This window comes from Ectopseudomonas khazarica, assembly GCF_004521985.1.
In the GTDB taxonomy this organism is placed as follows: Bacteria; Pseudomonadota; Gammaproteobacteria; order Pseudomonadales; family Pseudomonadaceae; genus Aquipseudomonas; species Aquipseudomonas khazarica.
Genome location: NZ_SBHZ01000005.1, coordinates 28,776 through 45,043, shown reverse-complemented (window position 1 = coordinate 45,043; position 16,268 = coordinate 28,776). Strand labels below are relative to the sequence as shown.

Here is a 16,268-nt window from a genome sequence, read left to right as displayed (position 1 = left end):
GACGTTCTAGCTCTTCTTATGTGCGGGGCGTCGCGCGCTGATCATAGCAGCCCGCGTGATGTTGGCATCCCCCAAATAGGGTGGGTGTGCTGTGCTGGGCAATGTGTTAAAGATAATCGATCGATTGTTAAAGAAAGACCGTCCTTGAGGTGGCCCATTGGGGCGAACAGTCAGGTTAGGCTGTGCTACCGAGACAAGACTCCGTTCTAAGGTCACGCATGAACGCTTCGCTGCACGACACTCCGCTGCGCCGCCTGCCTTTCAGCTTCGCCAAGCGCCATGGCGTGGTGTTCGTCATGCATGACGGCCGCGCCGGCCTGGGCTATCGCCTCGGCTGCGACCCGGTGGCATTGGCCGAGGCGCAGCGTTTCGCCGGGCGCAGCCTGCCGCTGCAGGCGATGAGCGCCAGCGAGTTCGCCCAGGCATTGGGGGCGGCCTATCAGCATGACTCCGCATCCATGCAACTGGCCGAGGACATCGGCGGCAGTCTCGATCTGGCGTCGCTGGCCGATCAGGTGCCGGAAACCGAGGACCTGCTGGAACAGGAGGACGACGCACCGATCATTCGCCTGATCAACGCGATTCTCGGCGAAGCGATCAAGGAGAACGCCTCCGACATTCACCTGGAAACCTTCGAGAAGCGCCTGGTGGTGCGTTTCCGCGTGGACGGCATCCTGCGTGAAGTGCTCGAACCCAAGCGCGAGCTGGCGACCTTGCTGGTCTCGCGGGTCAAGGTGATGGCGCGGCTGGATATCGCCGAGAAACGCATCCCGCAGGACGGGCGTATCTCGCTCAAGGTGGGGGGGCGCGAGGTGGACATCCGCGTGTCCACGCTGCCGTCGGCCAACGGCGAGCGGGTGGTGCTGCGCCTGCTCGACAAGCAGGCCGGGCGCCTGTCGCTGCAGCACCTGGGGATGCGCAGCGAAGATCGCGCGCTGATGGAAGACACCGTGCGCAAGCCGCATGGCATCCTGCTGGTCACCGGGCCCACCGGCTCGGGCAAGACCACCACGCTGTATGCCAGCCTGGTCAGCCTCAACGACCACACGCGCAATATCCTCACCGTCGAGGACCCCATCGAGTATCACCTCGAAGGCATCGGCCAGACCCAGGTCAACACCAAGGTGGACATGACCTTCGCCCGTGGCCTGCGCGCCATCTTGCGCCAGGACCCGGATGTGGTGATGGTCGGTGAGATTCGCGACAAGGAAACCGCCGAGATCGCCGTGCAGGCGTCGCTGACCGGTCACCTGGTGCTTTCGACCCTGCACACCAACAGTGCCATCGGCGCGATCACCCGTCTGGTGGACATGGGCGTGGAGCCCTTCCTGCTGTCGTCATCGCTGCTCGGCGTGCTGGCGCAGCGCCTGGTGCGGGTGCTCTGTCCGGCATGCAAGGAGCCCTACAGCGCCGATGCGGCCGAGTGCGCGCTGCTGGGGGCGTCGCTCGATCAGGCGCCGACGCTGTACCACGCCCGTGGCTGTGCGCACTGCCATCAGCAGGGCTATCGTGGGCGTACCGGTATCTACGAGCTGGTGGTGTTCGACGAGACCATGCGCAGCCTGGTGCACAGTCGCGCTGCCGAACAGGACATGATCCGCCACGCCCGTACCCTGGGACCGAGCATTCGCGACGATGGTCGGCGCAAGGTGCTGGAAGGGGTGACCACGGTCGAGGAAGTGTTGCGCGTGACGCGAGAGGAATGATGGCGAGCGTGATATGGGCATCGGCTGTAGCAGCGGCTTCGGCTGCGGGGCGGCGCGGATCGCGGCTGCAGCGGAATGCCGCCCAGCCGCTTCCACGGGAACGACGGGAGCGGTTTGCCGATGGCGGCCTTTGAATACATCGCCCTCGACGGCAGTGGCCGCCAGCAGAAGGGCGTGCTGGAGGCCGACAGCGCCCGGCAGGTGCGGCAGCTGCTGCGTGAACGCCAGCTGGCGCCGCTCGAGGTCAAGGCCACGCGCAGTCGCGAGCAGGGCGCTGGCCAGGTGCGCCTGGGCTTTGCCCGTGGTCTGTCGGCACGTGACCTGGCATTGGTCACCCGCCAGCTGGCGACGCTGATCCAGGCGGCGCTGCCCATCGAAGAAGCGTTGCGCGCCGCTGCCGCGCAATCCACTCGTTCGCGCATCCAGGGCATGCTGCTGGCGGTGCGCGCGCGGGTGCTGGAGGGGCACAGCCTGGCCGCCAGCCTCAAGGAGTTTCCCGCAGCGTTTCCCGAGCTGTATCGCGCCACGGTGGCCGCTGGCGAGCACGCCGGGCATCTCGGGCCGGTGCTGGAACAGTTGGCGGACTACACCGAGCAGCGCCAGCAGTCGCGGCAGAAGGTGCAGCTGGCGCTGCTCTATCCGGTGATCCTGATGTGCGCGTCGTTGCTGATCGTCGGTTTTCTGCTCGGCTACGTGGTGCCGGACGTGGTCAAGGTCTTCGTCGACTCCGGGCAGACCCTGCCGGTACTGACCCGTGGGCTCATCGCCCTGAGTGACTGGGTCAAGGCCTGGGGGCTGCTGGCCGTGGTGGCGCTGGTACTGGCGGTTATCGCCTTGCGTGCCGCGCTGCGTGACGAGGCATTTCGCCTGCGCTGGCATCGTTTCCTGTTGCGCATCCCGCTGCTGGGGGGGCTGGGCCGCGCCACCGATTGCGCACGCTTCGCCTCGACCCTGGCGATTCTCACCCGCAGCGGCGTGCCGCTGGTGGAGGCGCTGGCGATTGCCGGCGAGGTGATCGGCAATCGGGTGATTCGCGCCGAGGTGCTGGTGGCGGCGCAGAAGGTCCGTGAGGGCGGTAGCCTGACCCGTTCGCTGGAGGCGACCGGGCAGTTTCCGCCGATGATGTTGCACATGATCGCCAGCGGCGAGCGCTCCGGGGAGCTGGATCAGATGCTGGCGCGTACGGCGAAGAACCAGGAGAACGACCTCAGCGCGCAGATCGCCTTGCTGGTCGGGTTGTTCGAGCCGTTCATGCTGGTCTTCATGGGAGCAGTGGTGCTGGTGATCGTGCTGGCCATCCTGTTGCCGATTCTTTCTTTGAACCAAATGGTGGGATAGCAGGTGAGAAAATCTCAGGCGGGCTTCACGCTCATCGAAATCATGGTGGTGGTGGTCATCCTCGGCATCCTGGCGGCGCTGGTCGTGCCGCAGGTGATGAGCCGGCCGGACCAGGCCAAGGTCACTGCCGCGCAGAACGACATCCGCGCCATCGGTGCCGCGCTGGACATGTACAAGCTGGACAATCACAACTACCCCAGCACCCAGCAGGGTGTGGAGGCGCTGGTGAGCAAGCCGAGCGGCAACCCGCCGGCGAAGAACTGGAACAAGGACGGCTACCTCAAGCGCCTGCCCGTCGATCCCTGGGGCAATCCCTATCAGTACCTGGCGCCCGGCACCAAGGGCGCCTTCGATCTCTATTCGTTCGGCGCCGATGGCAAACAGGGCGGTAGCGAGCTGAACGCCGATATCGGTAACTGGGACCTCTGACCTGCCGATGCTGGCCTTCACCTGTTGGCGCCCTCGCACGCGCAGCGCGCAGGCGCTCATGGCGCATGGCCAGCGCGGGTTCACCCTGATCGAGCTGCTGGTGGTGCTGGTGATTCTCGGCAGCCTGATCGGCCTCGCGGTGTTCAGCACGGGCATCGCCGGTCCGGCGCGTGAACTGCGTGGCGAGGCCGAGCGCCTCAGTGGATTGATCGGCGTGCTGCTCGACGAGGCGGTGCTGGATAACCGCGAGTATGGCCTGAGCTTTACCCGCGAAGGCTACCGTGTGCTGCGCTACGACTCGCAACGCGCCGAATGGCAGGCGCTGGACCGCCAGGCCCATCGTCTGCCGGAGTGGGCCGAGCTGACGCTCGAGCTGGAGGGCGAGGAGCCTGCGCTGCCGGGCGAGGCGGATGCGGCGGCGCCGCAGTTGCTGATCCTGTCCAGTGGCGAGCTGACCCCGTTCCGCCTGCGCCTCGCCGAACGACGCCGTGATGGCCTGCGTATGCAGCTCTCCAGCGACGGTTTCACGCTGCCACGTGTCGAGGAACTGGGCGCGGGGCGTGCCGGATGAAATCGGCACGAGGCTTCACCCTGCTCGAAGTGCTGGTGGCGCTGGCCATCTTCGCCCTGGTCGCCGCCAGCGTGCTGACCGCCAGTGCGCGCAGCGTGCGCACCGCCAGCCAGCTGGAGGACAAGACCCTGGCCATGTGGGTGGCCGACAACCGCATGACGGAGTTGCAACTGGCCGAAACACCGCCTGCCGACGGCCGTGATCAGGGCCAGGTGGAGTTCGCCGGGCGCCGCTGGTCGTGGCAAAGCGAGATCGAGGCCACCAGCGAGCCGGCCATGCGCCGCGTGACGCTGTGGGTCGCGGTCGATGAGCGCGGCGCCCGGGGTGATCTGCGCGAGCGGGCTTTGGTCAGCCTCAGCGGTTTTCTCGGGGTGCCGCGATGAGGCACGGGCAGCGCGGTTTCACCCTGCTGGAGCTGCTGATCGCCATCGCCATCTTCGCGCTGTTGGGGCTGGCGACCTACCGCATGCTCGACAGCGTGCTCAGTGCCGATGCCGTGACCCGTGAACACGAGCGTCAGCTCCGTGAGCTGACGCGGGCGTTGTCGGCGTTCGAACGTGACCTGCGGCAGGTCACGGTGCGGCCGATTCGAGATGCCTTTGGCGACCCACAGCCGGCGCTGCACAGCGACCTGGCCGATGCCACGGCGCTGGAGCTGAGCCGTGCCGGCTGGCGCAATCCACTGGGCCAGCCGCGTGCCGAAGTGCAGCGAGTGCGCTGGCAGCTGAGTGGCGAGCAATGGCAGCGTCGCTACTGGCGGGTGCTCGACCGTGCCCAGGACAGCGCGCCACAGGTGCAGCAGGCGCTCGACGGCGTCGAGTCGCTGAGCCTGCGCTACCTGGACAAGGACGGCCAGTGGCAGCCTGACTGGCCGCCGGCCAATGCCACTGGCGATGCGTCGTTCACCGAGCTGCCGCGTGCGCTGGAGCTGCGCCTGCAGCACCGGCGCTATGGCGAGTTGCGGCGTCTGTTGCGCCTGCCGGATCTGCCGGCGCAGGAGCAGCCGGCGGCGTCGGAGGGGGAGCAAGGCGAGCAGGGCGAGGAGCCGCAGCCATGAGGCGGCAGCAGGGTGTCGCGCTGATTACCGTGCTGCTGGTGGTGGCCGTGGTCACGGTGGTCTGCGCCGGGTTGATCGCCCGCCAGCAGCTGTCGATCCGCAGCAGCGCCAATCAGTTGCACGTGACCCAGGCCTGGCACTACGCGCTGGGTGGCGAGACCCTGGCCAAGGCGATGCTCGAACGGGATCTGCGCCAGGGTGATCCGCGGCAACCGGTGGACCACCTGCTGGAACCCTGGGCCAGGCCATTGCCGCCTTTTCCGCTGGATGAGGGCGGGGAGCTGCGTGTGCGCATCGTCGACCCCAGCGGCCGCTTCAATCTCAACAACCTGGTGAGCCAGGGCCGGCCCAACGAGCTGGCGGTCATGCGCTTGCGCCGTCTGTTGCTGCGCCTGGACATCGGCAAGCCTTACGCCGAGCGCTTGCTCGACTGGCTGGATCGCGACAGCGAGACGCTGGGTGGCAACGGCGCCGAGGATGCTCAGTACCTCCTGGCTGCACCGCCTTATCGCAGCGCCAATCGCGAGATCAGTGACGTTTCCGAGTTGCGCCTGTTGCTGGAGATGGACGAGGCCGACTATCGCCGCCTGCTGCCCTTCGTCAGTGCGCTGCCCAGCGGCACGTTGCTCAACGTCAACACCGCCAGCGCCATGGTGCTTTCTACCCTGTCCGATGGCCTCAGCCCGGATGCGGCGCTGTCGCTGATCGCGGCGCGGGGCTCGGAGGGCTACGCCAGCCCGGCTGCCTTCGCTGCTCAGCCTGCGCTTGCCGGGCTGGGGGAGCAGGTGGCGCAGGGCCTGGCGGTCGGCAGCCAGTATTTCGAGGTGTTCAGCGAGGTCAGCCTGGGCGAGCGCAGGGTGGTCTTGCGCAGCCTGCTGCAGCGCGGCAATGATGGCCAGGTTCGTGTCCTGGCGCGTGATCTGGGGCAGGGCGGCATGCCGCCGGAGCCCGTTGAGGAAGAACAAGAATGAAGCCGTTATGGATTTTTCTGCCGCCCGAGGCCTGCCAGGGACTCTCGCCGGAATTGCCGGTGCAGTGGGTCACGCCCGGCGAGAGCCGGACGCTGAGCCTGGCCGATGCCTTGCCGGACCTGCCGGCGCACTGGCAGCTGGTGCTGCCGGTGGAGGCGGTGACCGCCTGCGCCGTGCAATTGCCCACGCAGAAGGCGCGCTGGGTACGCCAGGCGCTGCCGTTCGCGGTGGAGGAGCTGCTCGCCGAGGATGTCGAATCGATGCATCTGGCGCTGGGCGAGCAACTGGCCGATGGTCGTCATCGCGTCTATGCGCTGCGTGCAGACTGGCTGCGTGACTGCCTGGCGCTGTTCGCCGCGCAACCGCCGCAGGCGATCCGCATGGATGCCGACATGCTGCCGCATCAGGGCAGCCAGCTGCTGTGGCTGCAGTCGCGCTGGGTGCTGGGGGGCGAGGCACCCTGGCGGCTGGCAGTACAGGCCGCCGACTGGTCTGCGCTGGCCGAGTCGTGCCCGCAGCCGCGAATGGTCTGGGCGACGGCCGAGCAGTCGGCGCCCGAGCCGCACGATGAGCAGCACCCGCTCGAGGATGCGCACCTGTGGCTGGTCGAGCAGGGCGGCGGTATCGATCTGGCACAGGGGGCGTTCGCGCTGCGCCAGGGTGATGACGGCTGGCAGCGCTGGCGCCCGCTGGCGGCCGTGCTGGCGCTCTGTGTGCTGTTGCAATGGGGGTTCAATCTGGCGCAGGGCTGGTACCTGCAGCGTGAGGCCGATGCCTACGCGGCCTCCAGTGAGGCGCTGTATCGCGAGCTGTTTCCGCAGGACAGCAAGCTGATCAACCTGAGGGCGCAGCTGGATCAGCACTTGGCGCAGTCGTCGACCGCAGGCAGCGCGCTGCTCGGTCTGCTTGGCGAGGTGTCTGCCGCGCTGTACGCCGAGGGAGAGCCACAGGTGCAGGTCAATCAGCTCGATTACAGCGCGGTGCGTGGCGACCTGTCATTGCAATTGCAGGCACCCGGCTTCGCCGAGCTGGAAGGGCTGCGCGAGCGCCTGCAGCAGGCCGGTCTGTCGGTGCAGATGGGCTCGGCCAGTCGTGAGGCGCAGGGCGTCAGCGCACGTGTGGTGATCGGAGGATGAGCGGCATGGCGATGAGCGAGAAGTTGCAGCAGCATTGGCAGCGTTCACCCCTGGCGCAGCGCTGGCAGGTGCTGCCGTCGCGTGATCGCCTGGCGTTGCTGGCGTTGGGCCTGTTCCTGCTGCTGGTGCTGTTCTACCTGGCGTTGTGGCAGCCCGCGCAGCGCCATGCGCAGACGGCGCGTGCCGCGTTCGAGGAGCAGCGGGCGTTGTATGCCTACCTGCAGAGCCGCGCGCCACAGCTGCGCGGGCGTGACCTGCAACCGCGCGCGAGCCTCGATCCGGAGCGCCTGCAGGGCCTGGTCACGGCAACGGCTGCGGAGCAGGGCGTGGTGATCGAGCGCCTGGATGCCGAGGGCTACGGCGCCGTGCAGGTCAACCTGCAACCGGTGGCCTTTGCCCAGCTGCTGCGCTGGATCGAGACGCTGGAGGGGCAGGGCGTGCGCGTGGAGGAGGCCGGGCTGGACCGCGCCGAGGAGAATCGCGTGATGGCGCGGCTGAGCCTGCGTGCCGGCGAGTGACGGCGGCGCGGGTTCGCTTGTGCGTGCCGGCAGGGCTTGATGGCGCAGTCGGCACGTCCGTTGTCCCGACAGGTAACATCGCGCACCCGATTGGGCGCATAGGAAACGCCGCTGCGCCGATAAGGTGCCGTCGCGGGCGTGCGGGAAAACTGCGCGGCGTCTCCAGTGCCCATGCTGTGGGCGTTTGATGCTTTCTGGCCTGAGTCTTGCTGAGATTATCCGTTTACCCTTTTCTGCTTGATCACTCCTTTTGCGAGCTGTCAATATCTGCCCTGGGCGCTTCCTGTGCTTCTGTAATTACTTGTCGCATTAAGGAAATATCGCCTCATTGGCTGCCGCTAGAATGCCGCTCACCCAGCCAAGGCCCTTTCGTCGCTCGTCCTACACGGATGACGCTGCACCGCCTTCTACAATCCTTACAAGGCCCGGGCCCCTCACTGCCATCGATGCCATACCCAATTCGAAGGAGCAAAGAATGAAGAAGATCGCACTGCTCGGCGCCCTGGCGCTGTCCCTGATGTCGCCTCTGGCCATGGCCGAGAAACCGCTGCGCATCGGTATCGAAGCGGCTTACCCTCCCTTCGCATTCAAGACTCCCGATGGCCAGATCTCCGGCTTCGACTACGACATCGGCAACGCCCTGTGCGAAGAGATGAAGGTCGAGTGCAAGTGGATCGAGCAGGAGTTCGATGGCCTGATCCCGGCCCTCAAGGTCCGCAAGTTCGACGCCGTGCTGTCGTCCATGTCGATCACCGAAGACCGGAAGAAATCCGTCGATTTCACCGGCAAGTACTATGCAACGCCAGCCAAGCTGGCGATGAAGGCCGGCACCGAGGTCAAGGACCCGCTGGTCGACCTGAAAGGCAAGAAGGTCGGCGTTCAGCGCTCGTCCGTCTACGACCGTTACGCCACCGACCTGTTCGCTCCGGCGGGCATCGAGGTCGTGCGTTACAGCTCGCAGAACGAAATCTTCCTGGACATGCAGTCCGGTCGTCTGGACGCCACCCTGGCCGACTCGGTGAACATCGATGACGGCTTCCTCAAGACCGATGCCGGCAAGGGCTTCGCCTTCACCGGCCCGGACTTCACCGACGTGAAATACTTCGGCGAAGGCCAGGGCATCGCCGTGCGCAAGGGCGACAAGGCGCTGGCCGACAAGATCAGTGCTGCCATCCTGGCCATTCGCGCCAACGGCAAGTACAAGGCCGTGCAGGACAAGTACTTCGACTTCGACGTTTACGGCGAGTAAGCGATCGCAGATGGACAAAGTGGCACTAACCTTCCCGGAGGTTGTGCCACTTTTTTCTTGGTTCATCCTGTAGCGACCGGCTGGCGGCTCGCCCGTGCTGGCGCTCAGGCGTTGTCGGTCGCTCGGGCGACATGAATTTCCTTTGTGCTAGATGGCGCCATCGTGGTGCCTGAGAGGTATTGGCGCATGCTTCAAGGCTACGGCTCGACCATTCTCGAGGGTGCCTGGCTTACCGTGTCGCTGGCATTGCTGTCGATGGCGGTCGCCATCGCGCTCGGCTTGCTCGGTGCGGCCTTCCGTCTGTCGCCGGTGAGGTGGCTGGCGCTGATGGGCGAGACCTACGCCACGGTGATCCGTGGGATTCCCGAGCTGGTGCTGATCCTGCTGATCTTCTTCGGCGGCCAGGACCTGGTCAACCGCATCGCCCCGCTGCTGGGCTATGAGGACTACATCGACATCAATCCCTTCGTGGCGGGTGTCGGCACCCTGGGCTTCATCTATGGCGCCTACCTGTCGGAGACCTTCCGCGGTGCCTTCATGGCCATCCCCAAGGGGCAGGGCGAGGCGGGCATGGCCTATGGCATGAGCCCGCTGCGGGTGTTCTTCCGCATCCTCGTGCCGCAGATGATCCGCCTGGCGATTCCCGGTCTGACCAACAACTGGCTGGTGCTGGTCAAGGCCACTGCGCTGATCTCCCTGGTCGGCCTGCAGGACATGATGGCCCGCGCCAAGAGCGCCGGTGACGCGACCCGTGAGCCGTTCACCTACATCCTCCTGGCGGCGGCGGTGTACCTGGTGATCACGAGCGTGTCGCTGCTGGTATTGCGCTATCTCGAGCGCCGCTATTCGGTCGGCGTCAAAGCCGCCGAGATCTGAGGGAGTCACCATGCTTTTCGATTACAACGTGGTACTCGACAGCCTGCCGCTGTACTTCGGTGGCGTGCTGGTGACCCTCAAGCTGTTGCTCATCGCCCTGGCCGTGGGCCTGCTGCTGGCGGTGCCGCTGGCGGTGATGCGGGTGTCCAAGCAGGCGCTGGTCAACTTTCCGGCCTGGCTCTACACCTACGTGATCCGTGGCACGCCGATGCTGGTGCAGCTGTACCTGCTCTACTACGGCCTGGCCCAGTTCGAGGCCGTGCGCGAGAGTTTCATGTGGCCCTACCTGTCCAGCGCCACCTTCTGTGCCTGCCTGGCATTCGCCATCAACACCAGCGCCTACACGGCCGAGATCCTGGCGGGCAGCCTCAAGGCCACGCCGCACGGCGAGATTGAGGCGGCCAAGGCCATGGGTATGTCGCGCGGCAAGCTGTATCGGCGCATCCTGCTGCCGTCGGCATTGCGACGGGCGCTGCCGCAGTACAGCAATGAAGTGATCATGATGCTGCACACCACCAGCCTGGCCTCGGTGGTGACCCTCATCGACATCACCGGCGCTGCCAAGACCGTCAGCTCGCAGTACTACCTGCCGTTCGAGGCCTACATCACCGCCGGCCTGTTCTACCTGGTGCTGACCTTCATCCTCGTGCGCCTGTTCAAGCTGGCCGAGCGCCACTGGCTGGCCTACATGGCCCCGCGCAAGGGCTGATGCCATGACGATTCAAGAGAACCCGAACATGTACAAACTCGAAGTTCAGGACCTGCACAAGCGCTACGGCAGCCATGAGGTGATCAAGGGCGTGTCGATGTCGGCCAAGGCGGGCGACGTGATCAGCATCATCGGCTCCAGTGGTTCGGGCAAGAGCACCTTCCTGCGCTGCCTCAATCTGCTGGAGCAGCCGCATGCCGGCAAGATCCTGCTCAACGGCGAAGAGCTGAAGCTGGTGCCGGCCAAGGACGGTTCGCTGCGCGCCGCCGATGCCAGGCAGTTGCAGCGCATGCGCTCGCGCCTGGCCATGGTGTTCCAGCATTTCAACCTGTGGTCGCACATGAGTGCCCTGGAGAATGTGATGGAGGCGCCGGTGCACGTGCTCGGCGTGAGCAAGGCCGAGGCCCGCGACAAGGCCGAGCACTACCTGGCCAAGGTGGGCGTGGCCCATCGCAAGGATGCCTATCCGGCGCACATGTCTGGCGGCGAACAGCAGCGCGTGGCCATCGCCCGCGCCCTGGCCATGGAGCCGGAGGTGATGCTGTTCGACGAACCGACCTCGGCACTCGATCCGGAACTGGTCGGCGAAGTGCTCAAGGTGATGCAGGACCTGGCGACCGAAGGTCGCACCATGGTGGTGGTCACCCACGAGATGGGCTTCGCCCGCGAGGTGTCGAACCAGTTGGTATTCCTGCACAAGGGCCTGGTGGAAGAGCGCGGTTGCCCGAAGGATGTGCTGGTCAATCCACAATCCGAGCGTCTCAAGCAGTTCCTTTCCGGTAGCCTCAAATAATAAGCAGCTAGACTTTGCCCTTTTAGGGTGCGCTCGAAACCGCTGCCGGTTTTTGCAGACGCCCTGAACTGGTGCAAGGCAAACCTGAACATAGACCCATGACCCCCCATCGAATCGGCTTTCTCTACTGGCCCGGCACCAAGGCCCTGACCCTGTCCCTGGCCGAGGAAGCCTTGCGTGTCGCCCAGCGCGTCCACCCGGAAGTGGTGTACGAGCTGGTTTTCCTCCAGGCCGAACCACTGGTCGCGGGTGACTGGCGCCTGCCGGGCGAGCCCTGGGCCGGGCATCTGGATGGCCTGGACAAGCTGTTTCTGCTGGCCGATACGCCGCCGGCCCAGGTTTCTGCCGGCCTGGCCGCTGCGCTCAAGCAGCAGGTGCGTGGTGGCTGCGTGATCGGCGGCCTGTCCGCCGGGGTCTATCCGCTGGCCCAGCTGGGCCTGCTCGACGGCTACCGTGCGGCGGTGCACTGGCGCTGGCAGGACGATTTCTCCGAGCGTTTCCCCAAGGTCATCGCCACCAGTCACCTGTTCGACTGGGACCGTGACCGGCTCACCGCGTGTGGTGGCCTGGCGGTGCTCGACCTGCTGCTGGCGGTGCTGGCGCGCGACCACGGCGCCGAACTGGCCGGTGCGGTGAGCGAGGAGCTGGTGGTCGAGCGCATCCGTGAAGGGGGCGAGCGCCAGCGCATTCCGCTGCAGAATCGCCTCGGCTCCAGCCATCCGAAGCTGACGCAGGCCGTGCTGCTGATGGAGGCCAACATCGAGGAGCCGCTGACCACCGACGAGATCGCCCAGCATGTCTGCGTCTCGCGTCGGCAGCTGGAGCGCATCTTCAAGCAGTACCTCAATCGCGTGCCCAGCCAGTACTACCTGGAGCTGCGCCTGAACAAGGCGCGCCAGCTGCTGATGCAGACCAGCAAGTCGATCATCCAGATCGGCCTGTCCTGCGGCTTTTCCTCGGGGCCGCATTTCTCCAGCGCCTACCGCAACTTTTTCGGCGCCACGCCGCGTGACGATCGCAACCAGCGCCGCAGCAACAGCCCCTTCGAGCTGACCTCCACCCCGGTCGAGCGCGGCTGACACGGGCGCTCGCCCGGAGGCATCCGGGCCGATCTCCAGGGCGCTTGCCGGGTGCTCATGTGGCCACGCCGGCGAGGATGTCGATACCGGCCGGTCAGCCTGCGGAGATTTTTTCCGGCCACGTGCTCCGGGCGACGATCTGCGATTAAACTGCGCCTTTCCGATGCTTTCTGTCGCCTGGGCGACAACCCGCGGAAAACCCGGGGTGGCGCTGTAAGAAGTTGTCGCATGGCGGCAATGCCGCCCCCGTTTCAGTCCCTACAATCCTTGCATTCCCTGTCGTTTCGGGCGCTTTGTCGCCGGTCTGCGACTGGTACTTCTCATCAGGAGAGCTTTGATGTCCGTTCAGCACGATGCGGTGCAACGCGCCGATTTCGACCAGTTCATGGTTCCCAACTACGCCCCTGCCGCCTTCGTGCCCGTGCGTGGTCTGGGTTCGCGAGTCTGGGATCAGAGCGGGCGAGAGCTGATCGACTTCGCCGGCGGCATCGCGGTCAACGTGCTGGGTCATTGCCACCCGGCGCTGGTCGCGGCTCTGACCGAGCAGGCCAATACCCTGTGGCACATCTCCAACGTGTTCACCAACGAGCCGGCGCTGCGCCTGGGCAAGAAGCTGGTCGAGGCGACCTTCGCCGAGCGCGTGTTCTTCTGCAACTCCGGCGCCGAGGCCAACGAGGCCGCGTTCAAGCTGGCCCGGCGTGTCGCCCATGACCGTTTCGGTCCGGAGAAGCACGAGATCATCGCCGCCACCAACAGCTTCCACGGGCGGACGCTGTTCACCGTCAGCGTGGGCGGCCAGCCGAAGTATTCCGATGGTTTCGGGCCGAAGATCCAGGGCATCACCCATGTCCCCTACAACGATCTGGACGCCCTGAAGGCGGCCATTTCCGACAAGACCTGCGCCGTGGTGCTGGAGCCCGTGCAGGGTGAGGGCGGCGTGCTGCCGGCGGACAAGGCTTATCTGGAGGGCGCTCGCGCGCTGTGCAACGCACACGACGCGCTGCTGGTCTTCGATGAGGTGCAGAGCGGCATGGGCCGTACCGGCGAGCTGTTCGCCTACATGAACTACGGCGTGGTGCCGGACATCCTGTCCAGCGCCAAGAGCCTGGGCGGTGGTTTCCCCATCGCGGCGATGCTCACCACCACCGACCTGGCCAAGCACTTCGTTCCCGGCACCCATGGCACCACCTATGGCGGCAACCCGCTGGCCTGTGCGGTCGGCGAGGCTGTGCTGGATATCGTCAATACCCGCCAGACCCTGGACGGCGTGCAGGCCAAGAGCGAACGGTTCAAGGTCCGCCTCGAGGCGCTGGGCAAGCAGTACGGCCTGTTCGAGCAGGTACGTGGCATGGGCCTGCTGCTCGGTTGCGTGCTCAACGATGCCTGGAAGGGCAAGGCCAAGCAGGTGCTCGACGCCGCCACGGCCGAAGGCCTGATGATTCTGCAGGCCGGGCCGGATGTGGTGCGCTTCGCCCCGAGCCTGGTGGTCGACGATGCCGACATCGAGGAAGGCCTGGCGCGTTTCGAACGAGCGCTGAGCAAACTGCCGGCGGCCTGAGTGTTTGCGGGCTGATACCGGGAGGGGGCTGGTCGCGACAGCGGCTGGCCAGGACCCTCCCGTTTCATCGCCGATCCGTCGGGCAGGTCGTCGGCCTGCCTGTCGCAACGATTCTGTGTTTAGAAGGAGTGACCCATGCTGGTGATGCGCCCTGCGCAAATGGCGGACCTGGCGGATGTGCAGCGACTGGCTGCTGACAGTCCGGTGGGGGTCACTTCGTTGCCGGACGACGCAGGCCGGCTGGGCGACAAGATCGCCGCTTCGGAGGCGTCCTTCGCCGCCGAGGTCAGCTTCAACGGTGAAGAAAGCTATTTCTTCGTGCTCGAAGACAGCGCGAGCGGTCGCCTGGTCGGCTGCTCCGGCATCGTCGCGTCGGCCGGCTATTCCGAACCCTTCTACAGCTTTCGCAACGAAACCTTTGTGCACAACTCGCGCGAGCTGAAGATTCACAACAAGATCCACGTGCTGTCGCTCTGTCACGACCTGACCGGCAACAGCCTGCTCACCAGCTTCTACGTCGAGCGGCCGCTGGTCGGCAGCGCCTTCGCCGAGCTCAATTCGCGCGGTCGCCTGCTGTTCATGGCCGGCCATCCGGAGCGCTTCGCCGACGCGGTGGTGGTGGAGATCGTCGGCCACAGCGACGAGGGCGGTGATTCGCCGTTCTGGGATGCGGTCGGGCGCAACTTCTTCGACATGACCTACGCCGAGGCCGAGCGCCTGTGCGGGCTGAAAAGCCGCACCTTCCTCGCCGAACTGATGCCGCATTACCCCATCTACGTGCCGCTGCTCTCGGACGAGGCGCAGGAGGCGATGGGCCAGGTGCATCCGCGTGCGCAGATCACCTTCGACATCCTCATGCGTGAAGGCTTCGAGACGGACCACTATATCGACATCTTCGACGGTGGCCCGACCCTGCACGCGCGCACCTCGGGCATTCGCAGCATCGCGCAGAGCCGCCTGGTGCCGGTGAAGATCGGTGAGGCCGAGGGCGGCGGGCGCCAGTACCTGGTGAGCAACGGCCAGCTGCAGGATTTTCGCGCCATCGTCGCCGATCTCGACTGGGTGCCCGGCAGGCCCGTGCTGCTCAGTGCGGAGGCGGCCGAGGCACTGGGCGTCGGTGAAGGTGCCAGCGTCAGGTTGGTCGCGGTTTAACAGGCCCTGCTCCGGTAGCAGAGGGCGCCCTTCGGGGCGGGTGAGGGTGCCGTCGGCGCTCTCGAGGAATCTGGAGGATTTATGATCGTTCGTCCCGTGCGCAGTGCCGACTTGCCGGCCCTGATCGACCTGGCTCGCAGTACCGGCGCTGGCCTGACCACGCTGCCGGCCAACGAGGCGCGCCTGGCGCACCGGGTCGGCTGGGCGGAGAAGGCCTTTCGCGGCGAGGCCGAACGGGCCGATGCCGACTACCTGTTCGTGCTCGAGGACGACGCCGGCAAGGTGGTGGGCATCTCGGCGGTCGCCGGCGCCGTGGGCCTGCGCGAGCCCTGGTACAACTACCGTGTGGGCCTGACCGTCAGCGCATCGCAGGAGCTGAACATCCATCGCCAGGTGCCGACCCTGTTCATGGCCAACGACCTGACCGGCAACTCCGAGCTGTGCTCGCTGTTCCTGCATGCCGGTTACCGCACTGGCCTCAACGGCCGCCTGCTGTCGAAGGCGCGCTTTCTGTTCATCGCCGAATTCCGCGAGCTGTTCGGCGACAAGGTGATCGCCGAGATGCGCGGAGTGTCCGACGAGCGTGGGCGTTCGCCGTTCTGGGAAAGCCTGGGCCGGCACTTCTTCAAGATGGAGTTCTCCCAGGCGGACTATCTCACCGGTGTCGGCAACAAGGCCTTCATCGCCGAGCTGATGCCCAAGTTCCCGCTCTATGCCTGCTTCCTCTCCGAGGACGCGCGCGGCGTGATCGGTCGCGTGCACCCGGACACCGAGCCGGCACTGGCCATGCTCAAGGCCGAGGGCTTCAGCTACCAGGGCTACGTCGACATCTTCGATGCCGGGCCGGCCATCGAGGCGGAAACCGCGAAGATCCGCGCCGTACGCGACAGTCAGAACCTGGTGCTGGCCATCGGCACGCCGGGTGACGACGCCGAACCCTTCCTGGTGCACAACCGCAAGCGCCAGGACTGCCGCATCACCGCCGCGCCGGCACGCCTGGCGGCCGGTACCCTGGTGGTCGATCCGCTGACGGCCAAGCGTCTGCGCCTGTCGGCGGGCGATCAGGTGCGCGCCGTGCCGCTGGCGGCGCACGGCTGAGATTTCTGTTTTGCGCGGTGGCCCTCGA

The 16,268-nt window shown here is 66.1% G+C and carries 17 protein-coding genes; all 17 read left to right on the top strand.

The window, feature by feature from the left end; translation table 11 throughout:
• The first annotated feature begins 218 nt into the window (after positions 1 to 218).
• The gene (gene gspE, locus EPK82_RS07460; RefSeq protein ID WP_134676203.1) at positions 219 to 1,706 is read left to right on the top strand and encodes a type II secretion system ATPase GspE; all 1,488 of its coding nucleotides are present in this window, start codon (positions 219 to 221) and stop codon (positions 1,704 to 1,706) included.
• A 120-nt stretch (positions 1,707 to 1,826) separates the two neighbouring features.
• Positions 1,827 to 3,044 (top strand): GspF family T2SS innner membrane protein variant XcpS, encoded by a 1,218-nt coding sequence (xcpS, locus tag EPK82_RS07455; protein WP_134676202.1) that lies wholly within the window; start codon positions 1,827 to 1,829, stop codon positions 3,042 to 3,044.
• A gap of 3 nt (positions 3,045 to 3,047) precedes the next feature.
• Positions 3,048 to 3,473, top strand: coding sequence for a type II secretion system major pseudopilin GspG (gene gspG, locus EPK82_RS07450; RefSeq protein ID WP_037048460.1), 426 nt, complete (start codon positions 3,048 to 3,050; stop codon positions 3,471 to 3,473).
• Positions 3,474 to 3,531: 58 nt separating this feature from the next.
• Positions 3,532 to 4,044 (top strand): type II secretion system minor pseudopilin GspH, encoded by a 513-nt coding sequence (gspH, locus tag EPK82_RS07445; RefSeq protein ID WP_134676201.1) that lies wholly within the window; start codon positions 3,532 to 3,534, stop codon positions 4,042 to 4,044.
• Positions 4,041 to 4,427: a type II secretion system minor pseudopilin GspI gene (gspI, locus tag EPK82_RS07440; protein ID WP_134676200.1), complete on the top strand. Its 387-nt coding sequence runs from the start codon at positions 4,041 to 4,043 to the stop codon at positions 4,425 to 4,427. The genes gspH and gspI overlap by 4 nt, the downstream gene beginning before the upstream one ends.
• Positions 4,424 to 5,101, top strand: a complete 678-nt coding sequence (gene gspJ / locus EPK82_RS07435; RefSeq protein WP_134676199.1) for a type II secretion system minor pseudopilin GspJ — start codon at positions 4,424 to 4,426, stop codon at positions 5,099 to 5,101. Before gspI ends, gspJ begins: the two co-directional genes overlap by 4 nt.
• The gene (gspK, locus tag EPK82_RS07430; protein ID WP_134676198.1) at positions 5,098 to 6,072 is read left to right on the top strand and encodes a type II secretion system minor pseudopilin GspK; all 975 of its coding nucleotides are present in this window, start codon (positions 5,098 to 5,100) and stop codon (positions 6,070 to 6,072) included. The genes gspJ and gspK overlap by 4 nt, the downstream gene beginning before the upstream one ends.
• Positions 6,069 to 7,208: a type II secretion system protein GspL gene (gspL, locus tag EPK82_RS07425; protein WP_134676197.1), complete on the top strand. Its 1,140-nt coding sequence runs from the start codon at positions 6,069 to 6,071 to the stop codon at positions 7,206 to 7,208. The genes gspK and gspL overlap by 4 nt, the downstream gene beginning before the upstream one ends.
• Positions 7,209 to 7,219: 11 nt before the next feature.
• Positions 7,220 to 7,726, top strand: a complete 507-nt coding sequence (locus tag EPK82_RS07420) for a type II secretion system protein M (protein WP_394346192.1) — start codon at positions 7,220 to 7,222, stop codon at positions 7,724 to 7,726.
• 475 nt (positions 7,727 to 8,201) lie between these two features.
• Positions 8,202 to 8,975, top strand: coding sequence for an ABC transporter substrate-binding protein (locus EPK82_RS07415; protein ID WP_037048446.1), 774 nt, complete (start codon positions 8,202 to 8,204; stop codon positions 8,973 to 8,975).
• 186 nt (positions 8,976 to 9,161) lie between these two features.
• Entirely contained in the window at positions 9,162 to 9,851 is a 690-nt protein-coding gene (locus EPK82_RS07410) for an ABC transporter permease (protein WP_037048443.1), read from the top strand.
• A gap of 10 nt (positions 9,852 to 9,861) precedes the next feature.
• Complete coding sequence (locus EPK82_RS07405) at positions 9,862 to 10,560, top strand: ABC transporter permease (protein WP_134676195.1); 699 nt, start codon at positions 9,862 to 9,864, stop codon at positions 10,558 to 10,560.
• A 28-nt stretch (positions 10,561 to 10,588) separates the two neighbouring features.
• Positions 10,589 to 11,353 (top strand): ABC transporter ATP-binding protein, encoded by a 765-nt coding sequence (locus tag EPK82_RS07400; RefSeq protein WP_037048436.1) that lies wholly within the window; start codon positions 10,589 to 10,591, stop codon positions 11,351 to 11,353.
• A 98-nt stretch (positions 11,354 to 11,451) separates the two neighbouring features.
• On the top strand, positions 11,452 to 12,432 hold the full coding sequence (gene argR, locus EPK82_RS07395) for a transcriptional regulator ArgR (protein ID WP_037048434.1): 981 nt from the start codon (positions 11,452 to 11,454) through the stop codon (positions 12,430 to 12,432).
• Between the two features lie 337 nt (positions 12,433 to 12,769).
• Entirely contained in the window at positions 12,770 to 13,990 is a 1,221-nt protein-coding gene (locus EPK82_RS07390; protein ID WP_037048432.1) for an aspartate aminotransferase family protein, read from the top strand.
• A gap of 135 nt (positions 13,991 to 14,125) precedes the next feature.
• Positions 14,126 to 15,142 carry an arginine/ornithine succinyltransferase subunit alpha gene (gene aruF / locus EPK82_RS07385; protein ID WP_134676194.1) on the top strand — a complete coding sequence of 339 codons (1,017 nt, stop codon included), beginning with the start codon at positions 14,126 to 14,128 and terminating at the stop codon, positions 15,140 to 15,142.
• A gap of 81 nt (positions 15,143 to 15,223) precedes the next feature.
• The gene (gene astA / locus EPK82_RS07380) at positions 15,224 to 16,240 is read left to right on the top strand and encodes an arginine N-succinyltransferase (RefSeq protein ID WP_037048419.1); all 1,017 of its coding nucleotides are present in this window, start codon (positions 15,224 to 15,226) and stop codon (positions 16,238 to 16,240) included.
• Positions 16,241 to 16,268 lie beyond the last annotated feature (28 nt).

What these genes read in the sequence shown, in the direction of transcription:
- aruF (WP_134676194.1), top strand. Translation starts at nt 14,126, where the DNA reads ATGCTGGTGATGCGCCCTGCGCAAATGGCGGACCTGGCGGATGTGCAG.
- astA (WP_037048419.1), top strand. Translation starts at nt 15,224, where the DNA reads ATGATCGTTCGTCCCGTGCGCAGTGCCGACTTGCCGGCCCTGATCGAC.
- gspH (WP_134676201.1), top strand. Translation starts at nt 3,532, where the DNA reads ATGGCGCATGGCCAGCGCGGGTTCACCCTGATCGAGCTGCTGGTGGTG.
- argR (WP_037048434.1), top strand. Translation starts at nt 11,452, where the DNA reads ATGACCCCCCATCGAATCGGCTTTCTCTACTGGCCCGGCACCAAGGCC.
- xcpS (WP_134676202.1), top strand. Translation starts at nt 1,827, where the DNA reads ATGGCGGCCTTTGAATACATCGCCCTCGACGGCAGTGGCCGCCAGCAG.
- gspJ (WP_134676199.1), top strand. Translation starts at nt 4,424, where the DNA reads ATGAGGCACGGGCAGCGCGGTTTCACCCTGCTGGAGCTGCTGATCGCC.
- gspE (WP_134676203.1), top strand. Translation starts at nt 219, where the DNA reads ATGAACGCTTCGCTGCACGACACTCCGCTGCGCCGCCTGCCTTTCAGC.
- EPK82_RS07415 (WP_037048446.1), top strand. Translation starts at nt 8,202, where the DNA reads ATGAAGAAGATCGCACTGCTCGGCGCCCTGGCGCTGTCCCTGATGTCG.
- gspK (WP_134676198.1), top strand. Translation starts at nt 5,098, where the DNA reads ATGAGGCGGCAGCAGGGTGTCGCGCTGATTACCGTGCTGCTGGTGGTG.
- gspI (WP_134676200.1), top strand. Translation starts at nt 4,041, where the DNA reads ATGAAATCGGCACGAGGCTTCACCCTGCTCGAAGTGCTGGTGGCGCTG.
- EPK82_RS07405 (WP_134676195.1), top strand. Translation starts at nt 9,862, where the DNA reads ATGCTTTTCGATTACAACGTGGTACTCGACAGCCTGCCGCTGTACTTC.
- gspL (WP_134676197.1), top strand. Translation starts at nt 6,069, where the DNA reads ATGAAGCCGTTATGGATTTTTCTGCCGCCCGAGGCCTGCCAGGGACTC.
- EPK82_RS07410 (WP_037048443.1), top strand. Translation starts at nt 9,162, where the DNA reads ATGCTTCAAGGCTACGGCTCGACCATTCTCGAGGGTGCCTGGCTTACC.
- EPK82_RS07390 (WP_037048432.1), top strand. Translation starts at nt 12,770, where the DNA reads ATGTCCGTTCAGCACGATGCGGTGCAACGCGCCGATTTCGACCAGTTC.
- EPK82_RS07420 (WP_394346192.1), top strand. Translation starts at nt 7,220, where the DNA reads ATGAGCGAGAAGTTGCAGCAGCATTGGCAGCGTTCACCCCTGGCGCAG.
- EPK82_RS07400 (WP_037048436.1), top strand. Translation starts at nt 10,589, where the DNA reads ATGTACAAACTCGAAGTTCAGGACCTGCACAAGCGCTACGGCAGCCAT.